Origin of the sequence: Bradyrhizobium viridifuturi (assembly GCF_001238275.1) — a bacterium.
In the GTDB taxonomy this organism is placed as follows: domain Bacteria; phylum Pseudomonadota; class Alphaproteobacteria; order Rhizobiales; family Xanthobacteraceae; genus Bradyrhizobium; species Bradyrhizobium viridifuturi.
In genome coordinates this window covers 122,261-139,434 of the sequence record NZ_LGTB01000002.1, presented here as the reverse complement: position 1 = coordinate 139,434, position 17,174 = coordinate 122,261, and the positions used below count along the sequence as shown (strand labels likewise).

Sequence of the window (17,174 nt, the reverse complement as noted above, 5' to 3'; positions counted from 1 at the left end):
GTAATCAATTATGAGCACATTTCATTATGCGAATTAGCCAAGACGCAAACCGTCGTTCAAATGACCGAAGTCGGTCAGCGAGCCAGCTTTCGCTCACCGATCGGAGTGGAGGAGGAGTACGTGAGCAAGACCGCATCGTTGAACATGGAAATCATAGAATATTCGCCCGAGCAGATGAACATGCGGGTGGCGCGCTTCTCGGAGCTAAAATGCCCACCCGATCGGTATCCCGACAGCCAGTTACCAGGTCATGAGCGAAAGAACTTTCTCGTCGTTGGTACAGGCTTGATTGCCGCCGGTGCAAAGGAGCCGATGTCGGCCATCCCGGTGAGGGAAGGATTCCAGATGTCGTTTATCGAGGCGAAGCCTGGTAATGGGCCGAAGCTCCACAACCACGACACCAACGAGACGTTCATCGCGCTCAAAGGCGTTTGGCGGGTTATTTGGGGGCGCAATGCCGAGCATTCGGTGGACCTCAACCCGCTTGATGTGATCGCGGTGCCGCCTTTTGTGCCTAGGCGCTTTATTTGCGTGAAACCCGAAGAAGGCCGCGAGGTCGGGCTACTACAATCAATCCAGCCCGGCGATGATCCAAACGTGGAGTTCTTGGAATGAACGACGCTGGAATGATTTCGGAGGCATCGGGTCGAACCGGTGCCGACGTTCTCGCTGAACAACTTCTAACGAGTGGCGTTAGTCACATATTTTTCGTCGATGCTATTCTTCGCGACACGTTGATCAAGTTGCGGAAGGCGGGCGTTTCGACGGTGCTTGCTCACTCGGAAAAAGCGGCGGCTTACATGGCCGACGGCTTTGCCCGCATCACCGGTAAGCCGGGCGTGTGCATGGCGCAGTCGGTTGGAGCCGCTAACTTGGCGGCGGGTTTGCAGGACGCCTGGCTTGGTATGCATCCGGTGATTGCGATCACCGGACGCAAGCCCGCATCACAGCTGGACCGGAACGCTTATCAGGAAATCGACCATCAGAAGGCATTTGGTGCGGTTACAAAGTATTCGGGCAGCATATCGACCGTCACAGACGTGCCGCGCGTGATGGCGCAGGCATGGCGATATGCGGTGTCGGGCACGCAGCGCCCCGTCCATATCGACGTCGCGGGTCTCATGGGTGAAACCCTCGAGATGTGCACGCCGTCCTCCAAGCAGCCAGATCCGGTTTCGCCCATGCAGCGGTTATCCCTCATACCGCCGCTTGAGCAACTGAAATCGGCTGCTCGTGAGATCGCCGAGGCCCGGCGGGTTGTCATCGTAGCTGGGACTGCGGCGGTGTCTTCGGCTGCCGGGCCCGCGTTGACAGAGATTGCAGAGTTTCTCGATGCGCCGTTCGCTACCACCACCGGCGCGCGCGCGATTAGCCCGACCAGACATCGGCTCGGGATAGGATGCATCGGGAGTTACGGAAATCCTGTGACCAACTCGATCGCTCATGAGGCGGATCTGGTGCTGGTCGTGGGGTGCCAACTCAGCGACCAGAACACCCATGGTTGGCGCATTCCGGCCGCCGGACAGCGGATCGTGCAGATTGACAGCGATCCACACGAGATCGGCCGAAACTACCCGAATTGCTTGGCAGTCGCTGGTGATCCACGGCTCGCGATCGAGGGGCTGTTAAAAATCTTGAAGGAATCAGGGGGTGAGCCCCGTGTGCGGGACTTTGGCACCCGCGCGGAGACCGCGATGGCGGCCTGGCGAACGAAACACCGGTCTGACGCGATGAACGGCAAGAACCCCGTTTCGGTTGAGCGTCTATGTGCCGAGATCACGGCTGCGCTTCCCCCGGACGGAATCGTTGTCGCGGATACCGGCTACTCGACAATCTGGTCTTCAGCGTTGATCGAGTTCAATGGCGCTGGCCAGAGCTATATCAGGGCCGCAGGTTCGCTTGGCTGGTCGTTTCCAGCAGCGCTGGGGGCAAAATGCGCAGCACCGGACCGACCGGTGATCTGCTTCACCGGAGATGGCGCCTTCTACTATCATCTTTCGGAACTCGAAACGGCTCTACGCAACGATATCGCGATCGTGGTGGTGATCAACAATAATTCTGGCTTCGGTCAAGGCGCCGTGAATATGCGTGCGCGCGGGCTGGCGATGGATGACGTTGACCATATGGCAGGCTTTCGTCGGACGAACTTCGCGGAAATTGCCAAGGCGTTCGGAGTAGAGGCGGTACGGATCGAGCAACCTGGTGATCTCGCGTCGGCATTGAAATCCGCACTGGCAAGCAATCGGCTCGCCGTGATCGACGTCGTGACGGACTTCCTGTCAAGACCGCCGGAAGCCTGGACTCCGCCAAAGCGCTAACGAATCACACTCGAAGAGAGGCAGTCGCTCCTCCAGCGGGCGACATGCCACTGCGCGGAGATCCAATGTCGACAACGACTCTTACTGAAGCACCGGCGGCTGAGTCATCGACGCATGACGAGCGCGCGCGACACGCTATCTACGGCGCGTTCTTCACCGAATTCGTCGACATGTTCGATATTTATCTTCCGGTTGTTGTCCTGGCGCCGGTCCTATTCTACTTCCAGCCACCCGATCTTGGACCGGGAATAGCTGCGAGCCTCGCGTCGCTTGTTTTCGTCACCACATTGTTGGGGCGCCCGCTGGGAGCGATCATCTTTGGCGTTATTGCCGACAGGAGAGGGCGGAGAGTTGCCTCGATCTGGTCGGTCGCCGGGTTTGCCGTGGTGACATTGCTGATTGCTCTCCTGCCAGGATATCGCGAAGTTGGCCTTTCTTCCTACCTCTGTCTCATCGCTCTGAGATTCATCGACGGAATTTTCCTGGGCGGCGGCTATACCGCGTCACATCCGTTGGCCTTGGAATACACTTCCAAAAGAAAACGCGGCTTCGTGGGTGGACTCATCGTCGCTGCGTTCGCCGCTGCCTATGTGGCGATAAGTGCCGTGGCCGCGACGATGTACTGGATCGCTCCGTTGGGCGGCCTCGATTCGTCCTATGTCGCCTGGGGTTGGCGTGTGCCATTCGTGATCGGCAGCGTCCTTGCGGGTATTCTGGCGATCTACTATTGCCGCCAAGTTTCAGAGTCAGAGATCTGGAAATCTGGAGTTGAAACGCCGCGGTGCGGCGCGCCAGCCATTTCCCGCAAGCGGCAGGCGACGACGCTCCTCCAGGTACTGGTGCTGGTTACAGGCCTGTGGACGACCGAGTTCATGATCACCCTGTACATGCCATCTGTTCTGTTCCCGCAAGTACTTCATATTACGGGAAGTCTGCTCACGTTGACGTTGGTGGCAATCTACACGCTTGTATTTTTTGGCTTTATTGCTGCAGGCGTGATTGCACAGAGGGTTGGACGCCGCCGCTTCTTTGTTTGCTCTCTCGTTCTCATCGCTACGGTCGGGGTGGTGCTCTACTACGTTCTGTCACGCAGCGCCGGTGCTTCGTTCGCAACCCAGTTGCTGCTCGCTTGCTTGGTGTCGGTCCTGGTTACGTCGCCTTGGGGTGTCGTCGTCCCCTACATAAGCGAGCGTTTTGAGACCGGTTTCAGGGCAACTGGCTTCGGTATTGGCTGGAGCTTGTCGTCGATCATTCCGTCTTTCTACGCCTTCTACATCGCGGCTCTGGACCAGGTGTTTCCGCCTGAGATGTCACCAGCAGTTCTGCTGCTATGCGGCAGCATTCTCGCGTTCTGCGGTGCAATCGCCGGGCCTGAGACCAAAGATGTCGATCTCTAGCGAAAAAGGGGAACGCATGCCATTCTCGCACCGCGTGGTCGCGGCGATCGTTTTCGTGCTTTCATGGATGATCGGCGGCAGCGCCGGCGCGCAGCAGTCTGTTTTGCCGATCAAGATCGGCGTCATGACCGATTTCGCCTCGGTTTATTCCGATATCGGTGGCGCCGGTAATGTCGAGGCCGCCAAGATGGCGATCGAGGATTTCGGCGGCAGCCTGTTCGGCAAGCCGATCGAGCTCGTCACCGCCGATCCGCAGATGAAGGCCGACAATGCTGCCGCCATCGCGCGCAAATGGTACGAGGCCGAGAATGTCGACATGATCGTCGATCTGCCGAGCTCGGCCATGGCGCTCGCGGCGATGGAAATGTCAAAGCAATTCGACAAGCTTTTGATCGCCACCGATGCCGCGAGCTCCGACATCACCGGAAAATCCTGTTCGCCCTACACGCTGCATTGGGCCTACGACACCTACTCCAACGCGCACACTGTCGCCAGTGCGATCGCGAAGCAGGGCGGCGATACCTGGTTCTTCATTACGGCCGACTATGTATTCGGCCATTCGATCGAGCGCGACGTCAGCACTGTCGTGGAAACGGCCGGGGGCAGGGTGCTCGGCAGCGCGCGCCATCCGCTCAACAGCTCGGATTTTTCGTCCTATCTCCTGCAAGCGCAGTCCTCCAAGGCCAAGATCATCGCGCTTGCCAACGCCGGCGGCGACCTCATCAACACCATCAAGCAGGCGACCGAATTCCGCATCGTCGGCGGCGGGCAGAAGCTCGCCGCCATCGTCATGTTTATCTCGGACATTCACAGCATCGGTTTGCAGCAGGCGCAGGGCCTTGTCGTCACCGAGGCCTATTACTGGGACCAGACGCCCGCACCCGCGCATTCGGCAGGCGCTTCTTCGAGCGTATGAAGCGGATGCCGACCATGAACCAGGCGGCGACTTATAGTGCGACCCTGCACTATCTGAAGGCGGTGAAGGCCGCCGGCACCCGCGAGACCAAGGCGGTGCTCGCCAAGATGCGGGAAATGCCGGTGCGCGACGCCTTCACCGACAACGGCTTCGTCCGAGAGGACGGGCGCATGGTGCACAGCATGTTCCTGTTCGAGGTGAAGAAGCCCGAGGAATCCAAATATCCGTGGGACTATTACAAGGTGCTTGCGGAGGTGCCGGGCGACCAGGCGTTCCGCCCGCTGAAGGACGGCGGCTGTCCCTATGTGAAGTAGTGCTTGAGAGTTTGATTGCGGCAGTGCTCCCACAAACTCGGTTCACCTCTCCCCGCTAGGGAGAAATCGGTGCAAAGCGCCGGGTGAGGGGCCGCAGCTCAGCGATAGACCGTAACCCCCTCACCCAGATTGCATCTGGCGATGCAATCTGACCTCTCCCAATGGGAGAGGTGACGAGTCCGACCGTCTACAGTTCAAGTCAATTTTATCGCCTCAGCTCTTCCCGCGATCAGCGAGCAGTTTTGCAGAGCGTCGTTCAGTCAACCAAGCTGACCACTACCCTTCATCACAACTGCCCGGCCCCCAAAATGGAGGATCAGGTCCGGGGCCGGGTCTCCGGCGCCTCAGTGAACGGATAGTAGGCGACCGGCGCCGGCTATGCTCTCATCAACCCCGGCAAGCCTCAGGGAATGCCATAACGTCGCCGTCGTCGACGTCACAACGGGTCTGCCGAGTTCCTCTTCGAGTACCTCTGCGACCAAGTGCGAGCGCGTGTTCAGGCAGGTCATGACGAGGGCATCTGCTTTCGCTGACCAACCTCTCCGGGCGAGGTCGAGAAGGGTCGCCTCGTCGGGCGCAGCGAGGCCAAACGTATCCGAGATGCCGAGATTGGCTGAGCCTTCGATCTGGAGGCCGGAATTCTCGAAGAAGCGATGTTCCATCGCGTCGATCTCATCGGTATAGGGCGATACGATCGAGACGCGACGGACGTCCAGAGCAGCGAGCGCTGTCAGGATGCTATGCGTAGCCGTCGTTGCTTTGGCACCGCTTTCCCGCTCAATCTCCTCGCGCAGGTGCTCGTCGTAGGCCTGCCCCTGGACGATGCTGGATGCCGTGCAGCAATATGCGATAACGGCGGGCCGACAGGTCGCGATCTGGCGGACGGCTAACATTCCGTCGGACCGATCCATTTCGATGATGCCATCAGGGGTAAGGACTGGCGGCATGAGCATCCGAGAGGCATGCAGACTGGCCCTCGCCGGGAGGACGGTCGAAAACCACGGTTCGACAATGGTGTTGATGCTCGGAACTACAACGCCCAGCCGAACGGTCGCGCTCCCGCTCGGATGCCTGTGTCTGTCACCAGCCGTCATGACGAGGTTACCTCCTTTGAATAGTGACGCCGTCGAAATACGATATTTAAGCCGTTGGGTAGTCGAGATATCCTTGGGAGCCCTGCGTGTAGAAATAGGTGGCGTCTGGTTCCCGAAGCTCTTCGCCGTTCCTCAGCAGCTCCGGTAGATTGGGGTTGGCGATGTATGGGCGGCCGAACGAGATTGCGTCGGCCTCGCCCGCTCTGATAGCGGCCACGGCGTCGTCTTTCGTGTAGTCCGTATTCAGGATCAGTGGCGCTCGAAAAAGCTTACGAATGATCGGTGCCAAATCGTACTTCCCGGCGCCGGGCCGGAAAGTGCTGCCCGGCCGAGACGCATTCATCTCGAGGAACGCAAGGCCGATCCGGTCGAGTGCCAGGGCTGCTGCCGGGAAGATTGCCGCGTTGTTGCTGTCGGCACAGCCTTGGCGATGCTCATCGTTTGGAGAGAGGCGGACAGCTGTTCGATCGGACCCTACGACCTCCGCGAGGGCTTCGGTCACCTGCACCAGGAGGCGGATGCGGTTCTCGATCGGGCCGCCATATGAGTCCGTCCGGAAATTCGTGCCATCTCGCAGGAACTGGTCGACCAGATAGCCGTTTGCGGCGTGGAGCTGTACACCGTCGAAGCCTGCCTTCATCGCGTTTGCGGCCGCGCGGCGATAGTCCTGAATGATATCCGCAATCTCAACTTCCTCTAACGATCGGGCCAGCTCATAGGGTTTGTTGCCCTCGTAGGTGTGGGCATGAGACGGTGCCGTTGTTGCAGAGGGAGCCACGGGCGGCTTTTCTCCCAGGAAGCTTGGATGCACCAGGCGTCCCATGTGCCAGAGCTGACAGAAAATGCGGCCGCCGGCTTGGTGGACTGCTTCGGTAATCGGCTTCCATGCCGCGACTTGGTCGTCGCGCCAGATGCCAGGCGCGAACGGCCAGCCGAGGCCTTGCTGGCTGATTCCCGTTGCCTCTGTGATGATCAGACCGGCTGACGCACGTTGACGATAGTAGTCGACCATAATAGCGGTCGGAACGTGGTCCCTCGTAGCGCGCGCTCTCGTCAAGGGCGCCATGATGATTCGGTTCGGGGCCGTGATCGCCCCCAGCTTTATCGGCTCAAAGAGAGTTGACATCACAAACTCACTGTTCGGCTTAACGTGTGGCCAGATGCGTCGGGAGCCGTTCCGATTGAACAAGTCTTAAGTTCGGTCATGGTTGTTCACCCGTATGGATCGAGTCTCCACATGTGTCTAAGTATCGGCTTTGCCAAATCCGGCCGAATGCATGTTCCCATAACGGGAGGCGTATGCGCGGCACCGGTAACGGGCGAAAGGCCTTTTGCGGCGGAGCGGGGTGAAAGGCGCCCTTACACCCCACCGCCATGCGCATCTGGTCATGGCAGAATTCGCCCAGCGTCATGTCGACTCACCCTGGTATTCGGAGGTTCTGAACGTTGTGTATTTCGCGCATGGCGTCGTCTTGGTCGCCGGCGCATACCTTGGCTATTTTCTGTTCGTCTCGAGCGGTAGCATGATTACCGTGGTGGCCGACGCGACGCTCGGGTCCGCAATCGTCGACGTGGCAGTCAAGCATATCGCCGTCCGCCCAGTGAGGCACACAAACCACCTCATTCCGCTCCGCGGGCGGATGGGGCTCGCTTCAGCCGCGCGTGTATGTCAAAATGTTACTTCGTCAAGCGCTGTTTCAGAGTTCATGAAGAATCGACATCTAGATCTCCATTTGCTGAGATGCTTTTCGGTCCTAATAACGGAAAGGCACGTGACGCGTGCGGCGGAACGTCTGAATACATCCCAACCCGCGATGAGCGCAATTTTGGGCAGGCTGCGCAAGCTGTTTGACGATCCTCTCCTAGTTCGCACCGAAAAAGGGATGTTTCTGACTAATCGCGCAATCGAGATTGGCCGATCTGTCGATGCCGCGCTGGCGTTGATCGACGGGACGCTTCACTCGAACGAGATATTCAATCCTGCAACGGCAGTACACGAGTTCAAGATCGCCGCGAGCGAGTCCGTGACGCTGGCGATCATGCCCAGCCTTATTTCTCGCGTACATCAACTCGCGCCCAGCGTGACGCTTTGTGTTCGCGTTCCCGATCTGGCTAGGATGAAGCAGGCCTTGGAGGAGGCGCAGACGGATATTTTGATTAGCTTTACAAAGAGCGCGCCATCAGGACTTCGATCGTCGACACTTCTTCGCCAATCGCTGAAAGTCGTGGTCTCAAAGACCCATCCCGATATTCGGGACTCGTTGAGCATCGAGCAGTTTGTGAGTTGGCCACACGCGGGGCATCGTATCGATGCGCGCGAGGGATCCACGATTGAGAAGGCGGTTGATAAATCTTTGAATCGCCTTGGCCTTACGCGATCAATGGGAGCCTGGTTGCCATCTGCCGTTTCTCTGATCTCCATCGTTGCGGAAGGGCCATTCATCGCGACCGTGCCCGAGGCAATTGCAGATCGACTGGTCGATGAGGCCGGGGTAAGAGCCTTCGATCCACCGTTGATGCTTGACGAGGCGCGCATCGGGATGTTTTGGCACGACCGCATGCACGACAATTCCGCACATCGTTGGCTACGGGGAGTGTTGCGAACTGTTGTGTCGGAGCTAAAAGCCGAGCCGACGCCTGAATGATAGCGTATGGTGTCAAATATACGCCTCCCTCCTCCGGACTGTTCTGCCGAAATCGGGTCTTAGGTCGGCGTCTCGCAGACGCACTTCATGCGAGAGTTTTCGTATACCTCCCCAATCCGAGCATTTCTAATCGCCGAACAGATCGATATACGATCGTTGAAGCCACACGTTGGCCGCATCACGGTCGAACCGTTCGTGCCAAAAAGAGGGAAACCGTGTAAGTCGGGAGTTTGACCGGCGGGGGCATGCTTTGAAGGGTACAAGCCTTTCGAAGATCCTGGCCAGGCGGCGGCCGTGACGACGACCAAATCCGACGGCCGAGATGATCGGTTTACTGCTGCCGCTTCGCCCCGTGGCCAGCCTGCCCGGTCACGCCGCTCGCCATCTGTCTCAAACCTTCGCGGTGCATAATAGTTCTTGTGCCTGCACACGGAACTCGTGAGGGGTGCGGCCTACGATCTTTTTAAACGTGTTACTGAAATGAGAGTGAGACGAGAATCCTACTCCGAGCGCAATTTCAGTGATCCCCTGATCGGTTGTATACAGGAGGACCTTGCTTTTCTCGATCCGTCTCTCGACAAAATATCGATAGGGTGCCGTCCCTACCGAGGCTTTGAATGTTCGGCAGAAATAGTCGGGAGTCATCCCAAGAAGATTGGAGAGATCGTCCAAGCCTATGTCCATTTCAAGGTTACTCTCCATAAACTCAACGACGCGTTTAATCTGCCAGTCGGCTAGAGCCGAAGTTTTTTCAGAGATATCGACGTGAGCATAGCGCGCGAGAATATAATTCGCGATGAAGCGGCCCGCTGCTCCAAAGAAAAGTCGAGATGATGCGCTTGAGATCCGGCATTCGTCGAGTAAGGAAGTGACCATTTGCTTGATCAAATCATCTTTAGTGACAAGCGGGGTTAAATACTTCTCAGCGGCTTGGGCGTCCCCGGCTTCTTGCGCGGCGCCAATGATCAGCGCGTGGCTGATGAAAAGAATCGTCACCCGCTGATAAGAATTCCAGGTCCACCGTTGGAATGCGTGGGCCGGACTTATGGACACCGAGCCGGCGGGACGAATCCTACGTTCGCGATTGTTTCCGATAACTCGCTCGACGTGCGGAGAACCCGCTTCCACCACTGCGACACGGCAATGAGTGAGGCCGTCGTGCCACCACGAACCGGGCTGATACTCATATTGCTGCAGGTACATATCCTCGAAGCCCCGCTGGTGGACCAGCTTGGCACCAAATGCTTGGGCAGTCGAAGCGACGTCTTGGGGTCGCAGATATTCCCGCATCATGTTTGGGTCCTGCGTCACCTGGAGTTGGGCTGTCCGCGTGCTGCTCGTAGGTTTCGATGTGCTTCTAGAATAGACGATAGCTTAGGTGCGAGTAAGGGTAAACCTCGCCGTCTCGATCGATGCTGCGATAATGGCGGGCGCTTGGATCTCGCGACCATCGTGCCTGCATTGCATGCGGCTGTATCGGATCGGCGCAATATCCCGCAAGTCCCTCCAATATCTCGATAGCGCCACCCGCCACTCATCAAGATGATGACCGGCAGAGCCGCAAATCTCTTAAGCGGACAAAGTCAATCAGTATTGGGGGGCCGTGATGGTGACACGAAAATCCGTGTCGGAAGTCATTGACGACAGTCGGCATTTGACGAAGCGGTACTGGAGCTTTGCCGTCGCCGTGGCGGTTGCGACGATCTTCGAGTACTTCGACCTGTTCGTCATCGGGTACGTCGTCGCGTTTGTCGGCCCCCGATGGGGGCTTAGTTTCGGTCAAAGCGCAATCGTGCTTATCGCCTCTGGCGTCGGCGCGATGGTGGGTGCACTTATTGCCGGCTGGGCGAGCGACAGGTTTGGCCGCAAGACGGTGTTGCTGATCAGCCTTGCGTCGTGTGGCGCGGCCACTGGTTTCATGGCGATCGTCCCCGACGGCGCCTGGCCGGTGCTGGCGCTGCTGCGCTTGCTCGTGGGCGCCGCGGTCCCGGCTATGCATCTGGCCGCCATCACCTTAGTTGTCGAATGGACCCCGACGCGCTGGCGCACCACCTTGAGCAGTTTGATGGCCGTTGCATTCGTGCCGATAGGGGGACTGCTCGCAGCCCTTGCCGCGTCCTGGTCTGACGTTCTGGGCTGGCGCGGCTTGGTGATGCTGGGGTGGACAGCGGTGCTGCTCCTACCAATTCTGTGGGCGGTGATCCCGGAATCTGCGCGTTGGTTGTCGGCGATTGGCGAGGGCAAGCGCGCGCAGACCGTAGCTCAATGGTTCACGGGCACTCGATTGGAAACCGAAATCTCGGCGGCGCCCGCGGCGGACTGCGAGACCTCGTTTGCCGACTTGTTCCGCAACCGCGCCAATGTCTGGCTCGTGGCGATGACCTGGCTCGGCATCTCCACGGTCACTTATGCGATGGTGCTATGGGGGCCGAGTTTCGTCCGGCTGACCTTGAACATCCCGCCCGCCCAGATGGCGTCGCTGTTCATCTTCGTGGCCCTCGGAGGATTGGCCGGCCGGATCGCGGCATCCTTCGTCGCCGGCTGGCTTGGCCGCCGAGCCACCGGCGTCATCTTCGCTGTCGGCTCAGCGGCGATGCTATTGCTAATTTCGCTCCTGCATGGTCACGCACCGATCGAAGCCTTCGCTTTCTTTCCGATGTGGGCCGTCGCTTACTTCTTTACGGATGGCGGATGGGCCAACGCGGGTCCCATGCCCTTCGAGTTGTTTCCAACGGCGCTGCGTTCGCAAGCCGGCGGATTCGCGCAGTTCATGAACGGCATCGGCAAGATCATCGGCCCGATGATCCTTGGCCTAATCGCGGGCGCCGGCAATCTCATCACGCCGCAAGCGACAATCGAGGCCATCACGCCCGCTTTTGTCGTTCTGACCGGCTTCTCGCTCTTGGTCGCGCTGACCTATGCGCGCGTGCGCGCCGAGACCCATGGCCGTTCGCTAGAGGAACTCAGCGCGGGTGCGACAGCGGGTCCTGTCAACCTGCTCACGGTGACGGCGCGGTCAACGAACGAGCCGTAACGTTGAGCCCACAAGATGCCAATCGAGGAGTTGTGGATGGAATTTAATGAACCAAAGGCGGTCGGCGTTCTCGGGATCGGGCTGCTGGGGGCGCCGATCGCCCAGCGCATCCTGACCGGCGGGTATCAAGTGCTCGGCTACGATATCGATGAACTGCGCCGGGTTGCGGCGCGAAAAGCCGGCGTTCCGATTGCGGAGAGTGTGCGCGAGGTCGGAGAGACGTGTGACCTTGTTCTAAGCGTGCTGCCGAGCGCCGAAGCCTTGCAAGTCGTCTGCAGCGAGCTCGCTGTACCAGGCAGCGGCGCGCGCGCCCGCTGCCTGGTCGATGTCAGCACGCTGGCGCTGGACGTGAAGTCGGCCGTAGCCGCGGCGCTCGGCCACGTTGGGATCGCAATGCTCGACTGTCCGGTACTCGGCACCAGCGCACAAGCCTATGCCGGCGAGTTGGTGATGTGCTGCTCCGGTCCGCAACACTTTATTCAGCGATGCGATGCGGTGTTTTCGACCTTTGCCGCGCGGCGCGAGGACATGGGCGCGTTCGGCAACGGTACCAAAATAAAACTCGTCTCCAATATGCTCGTGGGTATCCACAACGTCGCGGCGGCGGAAGCTCTGATCTTTGCTAAACGAGCGGGAATCGAGCCTGCGACGGCGCTTAGGGTGCTGATCGGGTCGGCGGGCGGGTCGCGGCAGATGGAACTGCGCGGCGGCATGATGGTGAAGGAAGTCTTCGAGCCGGCCGCGGCGACCACCAAGGTTTTCATCAAGGACATGGGGCTCATTTCCGACCTGGCACGTTCGGTCGGCTGTCCCGTTCTCATGCACGCGACGGCATCGGGCTTGTTCGCGGCTGCAATGGCCATGGGCTGCGAAGACAGCGATCTCAGCAGCGTCCATTCTGTGGTGGCGACGCTTGCGGGCGACAAGTCCTGAAGGAGGAGAACAATGCTCAACAACGATGTGTTCATTTTCGACAATGTCGTGCACATGTACGACAACTCGGACGACAATCTCGTGCGGCCGGTGTCCCAGATCGACCGTTTGCGCCATCTCAAGATCGGAGCGGCTTGCCGGCGCGGCGATCGCAGCCAGCCGTCGAAGTTCTTGCAAGCCGAGACCGCCATCGGCGGTCTTGACGACGGATTCGCCAGACGTTGGACCGTGGAGGACTTGGGCCGGCTCCTGTTCGACGACGCCGTGACCGACATGGCGATGGCGCAAGCGGTCGTGCTTTACGATATCTACAGGGACGGCTTTGCGCCTGTTCAAGCCCAATATGAACTGGCGGAGGCACATCCCGGAAAAATCCTTTTCTGCGGCGGTGTGGACCCGAAGTATCCGAGCGAAATCGGCGTGCTTGCCGAAATGAAACGGCAAGTCAAGGAGATGAACGCCAAATCCTTCAAATTCTACAACGGGCACATCGACGAGATGTCGTGGCGATGCGACGACCGGACGGTCGCCTATCCGATGTACGAAAGTGCGCTCGAACTCGGCATCCGCGTGGTTCAATTCCACAAAGGCTTTCCGATCTCGCGCGCTCCTCTCGACTCACTCAGTCCGCTCGACATTGAACGCGCGGCTTACGATTTTCCCGAGTTGATCTTCGTCGTTCACCACCTTGCGCTGCCGTATTTTGAGGAGTGCGTGTATTTGGCTTCACGCTACCCCAACGTCTATCTCGCGCTGTCCGGGACCATGCATCTGCCTTTCGTCGCGCCGTGGGACTTCAAAATGTATATGGGCCGGTTGCTGCGGGACGTGGGGTCGGATCGCTTGCTGTGGGGGTCCGAAGCCCCCCTCACGGGAAACCCGCGGCCGGCCATAGAATGGTTCTGGAACATGCAAATCGATGAGGAGTTGCAGGATCGCCACGGCTTTCCTCAGATATCGGAAATGGACAAACGACAGATCCTCGGTCTCAACCAGGCGCGTCTCTTCGAGGTCGAGGTGGCGTCATTCTTAAAAGAAAGGGCCATGAAGCCCATCGCCGCACAAGTGTAAGGGTGCAATGATGAATCTCGCTGAGAGAGACGAGGACACCCGACTTGCGGTCGAGCGCGTCATTGAATTTCAGATCCGCCCGTTTCTCCGAGTCCATGGAGGCGATATTATGTTGGTCGATATCCGCGAAGGCAACGTTGAGCTCGAATTCCAGGGCGCTTGTCGAGCCTGCGCGCTTAAGGTTGTGACATATGCGATAGGGGTTCGAGAGCGGCTGAGGCACTTGCCCGGCGTGAATAACGTAAAAGTCGCGGGAGTGGGCCTATCGACGCGCGCACTCGATCGCGTGGCCCTCGCGTACGCTCCGCATCCGCTCGGGCCTGCGCCGCCTATGAACGCATAATTGCAGACACGATAGTTTGACTCAAAGCGGATCGCTGCCGATAAGCCAAGGTGCTCATGTCAATCTCACTTCTCGACGCTAACACGATTATTCAAATTGCGATACAGACCGCCCGATCGCAAAAGGCAGCTCCGCTTGCCGTGGTTGTTCTAGATCCTGGGGGGCACTTGAAAGCATTCCAAAGCGAGGATCGAATTGGCTTTTTGCGCGGCGACATCGCTTTCGCAAAGGCATGGAGCGCTCTGGGCATGAGACAGCCGTCACGTCAACTCGCCAGCAGAGCAGAGAAGCAGCCAATGTTCTTCACGAGCCTGCTGGCGGTGAGCAGGGGTCGAATGGCATTGTCAGCAGGGGGCGTGATCTGTATCGATACCCAAGGCGATATCGTGGGTTCTGTCGGCATATCCGGCGATACCGCCGATGTTGATGAAATCTGCGCGGTGGCTGGAATCGAAGCTGCTGGATTTCGTGCTCTTGCGACAAGTGGGTGAACTGCGACGTACGAATTCGTCTTAGAGATGCCGAGAACTGAGGCTAGAAAGTTCAAACATTCTCTTTTTGAGAGAGCAGAGTTACCGAGACGCCGCTACGGCTGTCGATCTGACACTAGTGAGTCCGCCGAAACCTCATTTTCCGGCCGTAGATCAAACGGTAGGTCTTGGTCTAGGAAGGCCGAAACCGCTTTACTCTTCACCGAGACCGACTGACACTCTCTCCGCTCGCCTGGCCCGTTCCTTCTCGCCCGCCGCCTCTTCCTTTCTCGACGCTCCGCGTCCCGGCGCTTCTGCTCGCGTCAGTAGGCCGCGGCGGCCTTGCGCGACTCCTCAATGGTAATCTTGGAGGCGCCCCGCCGCTTCGGCTCCAGTCGGCGGCTCTTCTTCGGCTTGGCCCCTTCGTCGTCCAGGTCCGGCAGGTCGGCGTGCTCGATGAACGGTCCGTCCGATCCCGCCGGCCGCTTCGACACCACGCCCGGCTTCGCCATGGTCGTGGCGACTACATCCGGATCCTCGGTCTCCGTGGCGTGTTCCTGATGGAAGAGGTTGCTGCCGGCACCCCCCGCTTGCAGGGCGGCCTTCATCGATGGCGCCGCGATGGCCAGATCGTAGAATCCAGGCGAGGTCTGGTAGGTCTTCAGCTTGCGGGCACCAGATCACCTGCGTGACCGTAAAGCCCTAGCATAACACGTAGCGGCGGGGGCGACCGCTTCCCAATTCGCTCGACCGCCGGCTCGTTGAAAGTTTCCGTCCTCTTGCGCTACTCGTCAGCGGCAGAGAAGCGGCTTAAGCGACCTCCGGACCAAGAAGCCGCAGGGCCGTCTCGATCTTCGCGAGCAGCGGCTGGATCTCGGTTCTTTCGTGGTGCCGGGGCTCTGCCTTGAGCCGCTCCAAAAGTTGTCGCTTCTGTTCAGTCAGTTTCGCGATCGCGGACAGATGGTTTCCCTGAATCGGAAGGGCCGCGCGGGCGGCCCTTCCTTCTCAAACAAGCTCTCTCGGTGCAGTTAGTCGATCTCTTCGATGACGCGGCGCTCGCGCGGCTCGACGATGTAGGTGTGGCTGTCGCGGTTGATGTACCGGTACTCCCGCAGCGTCGGGGCGTCGCGATAGACTTCCTCGGGGAAAGTCTCGACCTCGACGCCCTCGGGCACCCGCTCGCCGGTCCGGATTTCGGTGCGGACCGTGCTGCCGGTGGTCACGTGCTTCTCGCGCTCGACGGGCCGTGCTTTCGCGTGCTTCCGGATCACCTCGCGGTCGCGATCGCTGAAGGTGGTCTTGCGCTCCTCGCTGCGGACGGGCGCGGAGGCAGTGGACCTGCCGGAATACGGCAGCGTGGCGACGATCTTGTAGCTGGACGGCTCCACGATGACGATCTCGTCCTTGACGACGACGAAGTCGTAGCCGCGGTATTGCGGGACGATCTCGACGACGTCGGCCGGCAGCTGCTGAAGGCGAACGTCGCGGGGAACGACAGTGCCGACGGACACCGAGAAGTTCACGCTGGTGAGCGGCCTCACGTCGAGACGCGCGATCGACTGGCTGACGCGGGTGCGCTGCTGGTCGTTGATGTTGACCGACGCGTTCACGTTGGTCGATGAACGGTCGGCGTTGTTCTGCCGGTCGTCGGTCCGCTGCGCGGCATTGGTGGAATTCGACCCGGTCTGGTTCTGCTGCGCCTGATTGCTGCCCGATGCCGGCGGATTGGCCGACTGGGTCTGGCCGCTGGAGGGCTGGCTGGTCTGGGCCTGGTTCGATTGCGGATTGGTGGTGTTGGTCTGCGCCTGGCTCGGCGAAGTCGAGGATGTCGGCGCCTGCGACGTGTTGGTGTTGCTGCCGGAACCTGTCGACTGACCAGCGGCGCTCTGGTTCGATGTCGAGGGGGCCTGCGTCTGTGCCGAATTAGTCGACGAAGGATTCGAAGTCTGCGCGGAGCCAGTCGGAGTCGCGCTCGTCGACGGGCTGGTGGTCGAAGCGGACGGCGAGTTCGCAGTCGAGGGCGTCGAAGTCGGCGTAGACTCCTGCTGACGCTGCGCCGACGGGGCGGTTGTCGATGTGCCCGGCGAAGACTGGGCGAAAGCCGAAGTAGCGATAGCGACGAAGGCGGTGGTCGCCAACAAAAGGCGTTTGTTCATCTGAACCTCCTCAAACATGGGTGCCCATCAACATTCCATGGTGTTAGCGGTTCCAATCGGGAATTGCGGCAACCTCTTACACTTTTTGGTTTTATGTTCGCGAAAATTGCAGTTCGGGGCCACTCCCGAGATCGCATCTGATTTCGGGAAAAAGAGGAACTTTCACTCTCCGCTCTCGTTTCCGTGATTGCTTTACCGCGACTGGAGGAGAGGACATCATGAAGAAACTGATCGTGTGCGGCGCTCTCGCCGCTTTTGCTCTCGGTAACCAGGCCGCAAGCGCCGCCGAGTTCTACATCGTGCGCGACGCGACCACGAAGAAGTGCACCGTCGTCGACAGCAAGCCGACAACGACCACCACCACGGTCGTAGGCGACGGCGTGTACAAGACCAAGGTCGAGGCGGAGTCCGCCGTGAAGACCACGAAGGTCTGCACCGAACAGTAATTGGATCGGGCCGCGAGGTCCTTCCCAGAGCGGCCCG

At 59.4% G+C, this 17,174-nt stretch carries 14 protein-coding genes and 2 pseudogenes; 11 read left to right on the top strand and 5 right to left on the bottom strand.

Translation table 11 applies throughout. The features are described from left to right. Positions 1–120: 120 nt before the first annotated feature. The 4 genes and pseudogenes from ALC15_RS02740 (at position 121) to ALC15_RS02725 (ending at position 4,945) form a co-directional block, all read left to right on the top strand. The gene (locus ALC15_RS02740; RefSeq protein ID WP_128089420.1) at positions 121–615 is read left to right on the top strand and encodes a cupin domain-containing protein; all 495 of its coding nucleotides are present in this window, start codon (positions 121–123) and stop codon (positions 613–615) included. Continuing rightward, entirely contained in the window at positions 612–2,318 is a 1,707-nt protein-coding gene (locus ALC15_RS02735; RefSeq protein WP_050625955.1) for a thiamine pyrophosphate-binding protein, read from the top strand. Before ALC15_RS02740 ends, ALC15_RS02735 begins: the two co-directional genes overlap by 4 nt. A 65-nt stretch (positions 2,319–2,383) precedes the next feature. Next, complete coding sequence (locus ALC15_RS02730) at positions 2,384–3,715, top strand: MFS transporter (RefSeq protein ID WP_050625954.1); 1,332 nt, start codon at positions 2,384–2,386, stop codon at positions 3,713–3,715. After that, a pseudogene (locus tag ALC15_RS02725) lies at positions 3,702–4,945 on the top strand (ABC transporter substrate-binding protein). The gene ALC15_RS02730 and the pseudogene ALC15_RS02725 overlap by 14 nt, the downstream one beginning before the upstream one ends. Positions 4,946–5,289: 344 nt before the next feature. Here ALC15_RS02725 and ALC15_RS02720 read toward each other — a convergent pair. Together ALC15_RS02720 and ALC15_RS02715 are read right to left on the bottom strand one after the other, a co-directional pair. Next, entirely contained in the window at positions 5,290–5,856 is a 567-nt protein-coding gene (locus ALC15_RS02720) for a maleate cis-trans isomerase family protein (RefSeq protein ID WP_210168576.1), read from the bottom strand. A gap of 229 nt (positions 5,857–6,085) precedes the next feature. Next, positions 6,086–7,165 carry an alkene reductase gene (locus tag ALC15_RS02715; protein WP_050625952.1) on the bottom strand — a complete coding sequence of 360 codons (1,080 nt, stop codon included), beginning with the start codon at positions 7,163–7,165 and terminating at the stop codon, positions 6,086–6,088. A gap of 262 nt (positions 7,166–7,427) precedes the next feature. Here ALC15_RS02715 and ALC15_RS02710 point away from each other — a divergent pair, with 262 nt between their 5' ends. Further along, complete coding sequence (locus ALC15_RS02710) at positions 7,428–8,684, top strand: LysR family transcriptional regulator (protein ID WP_050625951.1); 1,257 nt, start codon at positions 7,428–7,430, stop codon at positions 8,682–8,684. Positions 8,685–9,074: 390 nt separating this feature from the next. Here the strand turns inward: ALC15_RS02710 and ALC15_RS02705 are convergent, their stop codons facing one another. Continuing rightward, on the bottom strand, positions 9,075–9,977 hold the full coding sequence (locus ALC15_RS02705) for a helix-turn-helix transcriptional regulator (protein WP_128089419.1): 903 nt from the start codon (positions 9,975–9,977) through the stop codon (positions 9,075–9,077). A 313-nt stretch (positions 9,978–10,290) separates the two neighbouring features. Between ALC15_RS02705 and ALC15_RS02700 the strand changes: the two genes are divergently transcribed. The 5 genes from ALC15_RS02700 to ALC15_RS02680 are packed head-to-tail and all read left to right on the top strand — an operon-like array spanning position 10,291 to position 14,556. Further along, positions 10,291–11,718 (top strand): MFS transporter, encoded by a 1,428-nt coding sequence (locus ALC15_RS02700; protein WP_094193626.1) that lies wholly within the window; start codon positions 10,291–10,293, stop codon positions 11,716–11,718. Positions 11,719–11,754: 36 nt separating this feature from the next. After that, positions 11,755–12,651 carry an NAD(P)-dependent oxidoreductase gene (locus ALC15_RS02695; protein ID WP_050625948.1) on the top strand — a complete coding sequence of 299 codons (897 nt, stop codon included), beginning with the start codon at positions 11,755–11,757 and terminating at the stop codon, positions 12,649–12,651. 12 nt (positions 12,652–12,663) lie between these two features. Further along, positions 12,664–13,722, top strand: coding sequence for an amidohydrolase family protein (locus tag ALC15_RS02690; RefSeq protein WP_050625947.1), 1,059 nt, complete (start codon positions 12,664–12,666; stop codon positions 13,720–13,722). A 7-nt stretch (positions 13,723–13,729) separates the two neighbouring features. Beyond that, on the top strand, positions 13,730–14,065 hold the full coding sequence (locus tag ALC15_RS47800) for a NifU family protein (RefSeq protein WP_050625946.1): 336 nt from the start codon (positions 13,730–13,732) through the stop codon (positions 14,063–14,065). 56 nt (positions 14,066–14,121) lie between these two features. After that, positions 14,122–14,556 (top strand): GlcG/HbpS family heme-binding protein, encoded by a 435-nt coding sequence (locus tag ALC15_RS02680; RefSeq protein ID WP_050625945.1) that lies wholly within the window; start codon positions 14,122–14,124, stop codon positions 14,554–14,556. A 386-nt stretch (positions 14,557–14,942) separates the two neighbouring features. Here ALC15_RS02680 and ALC15_RS02675 read toward each other — a convergent pair. Further along, a pseudogene (locus ALC15_RS02675) lies at positions 14,943–15,200 on the bottom strand (cell envelope biogenesis protein TolA); the annotation flags it as partial. Between the two features lie 363 nt (positions 15,201–15,563). After that, the gene (locus ALC15_RS02670; protein ID WP_050626105.1) at positions 15,564–16,691 is read right to left on the bottom strand and encodes a DUF1236 domain-containing protein; all 1,128 of its coding nucleotides are present in this window, start codon (positions 16,689–16,691) and stop codon (positions 15,564–15,566) included. A gap of 218 nt (positions 16,692–16,909) precedes the next feature. On the opposite strand from ALC15_RS02670, the gene ALC15_RS02665 reads away from it, so the two are divergent. Further along, positions 16,910–17,137: a hypothetical protein gene (locus tag ALC15_RS02665; RefSeq protein WP_050625943.1), complete on the top strand. Its 228-nt coding sequence runs from the start codon at positions 16,910–16,912 to the stop codon at positions 17,135–17,137. Positions 17,138–17,174: the final 37 nt, after the last annotated feature.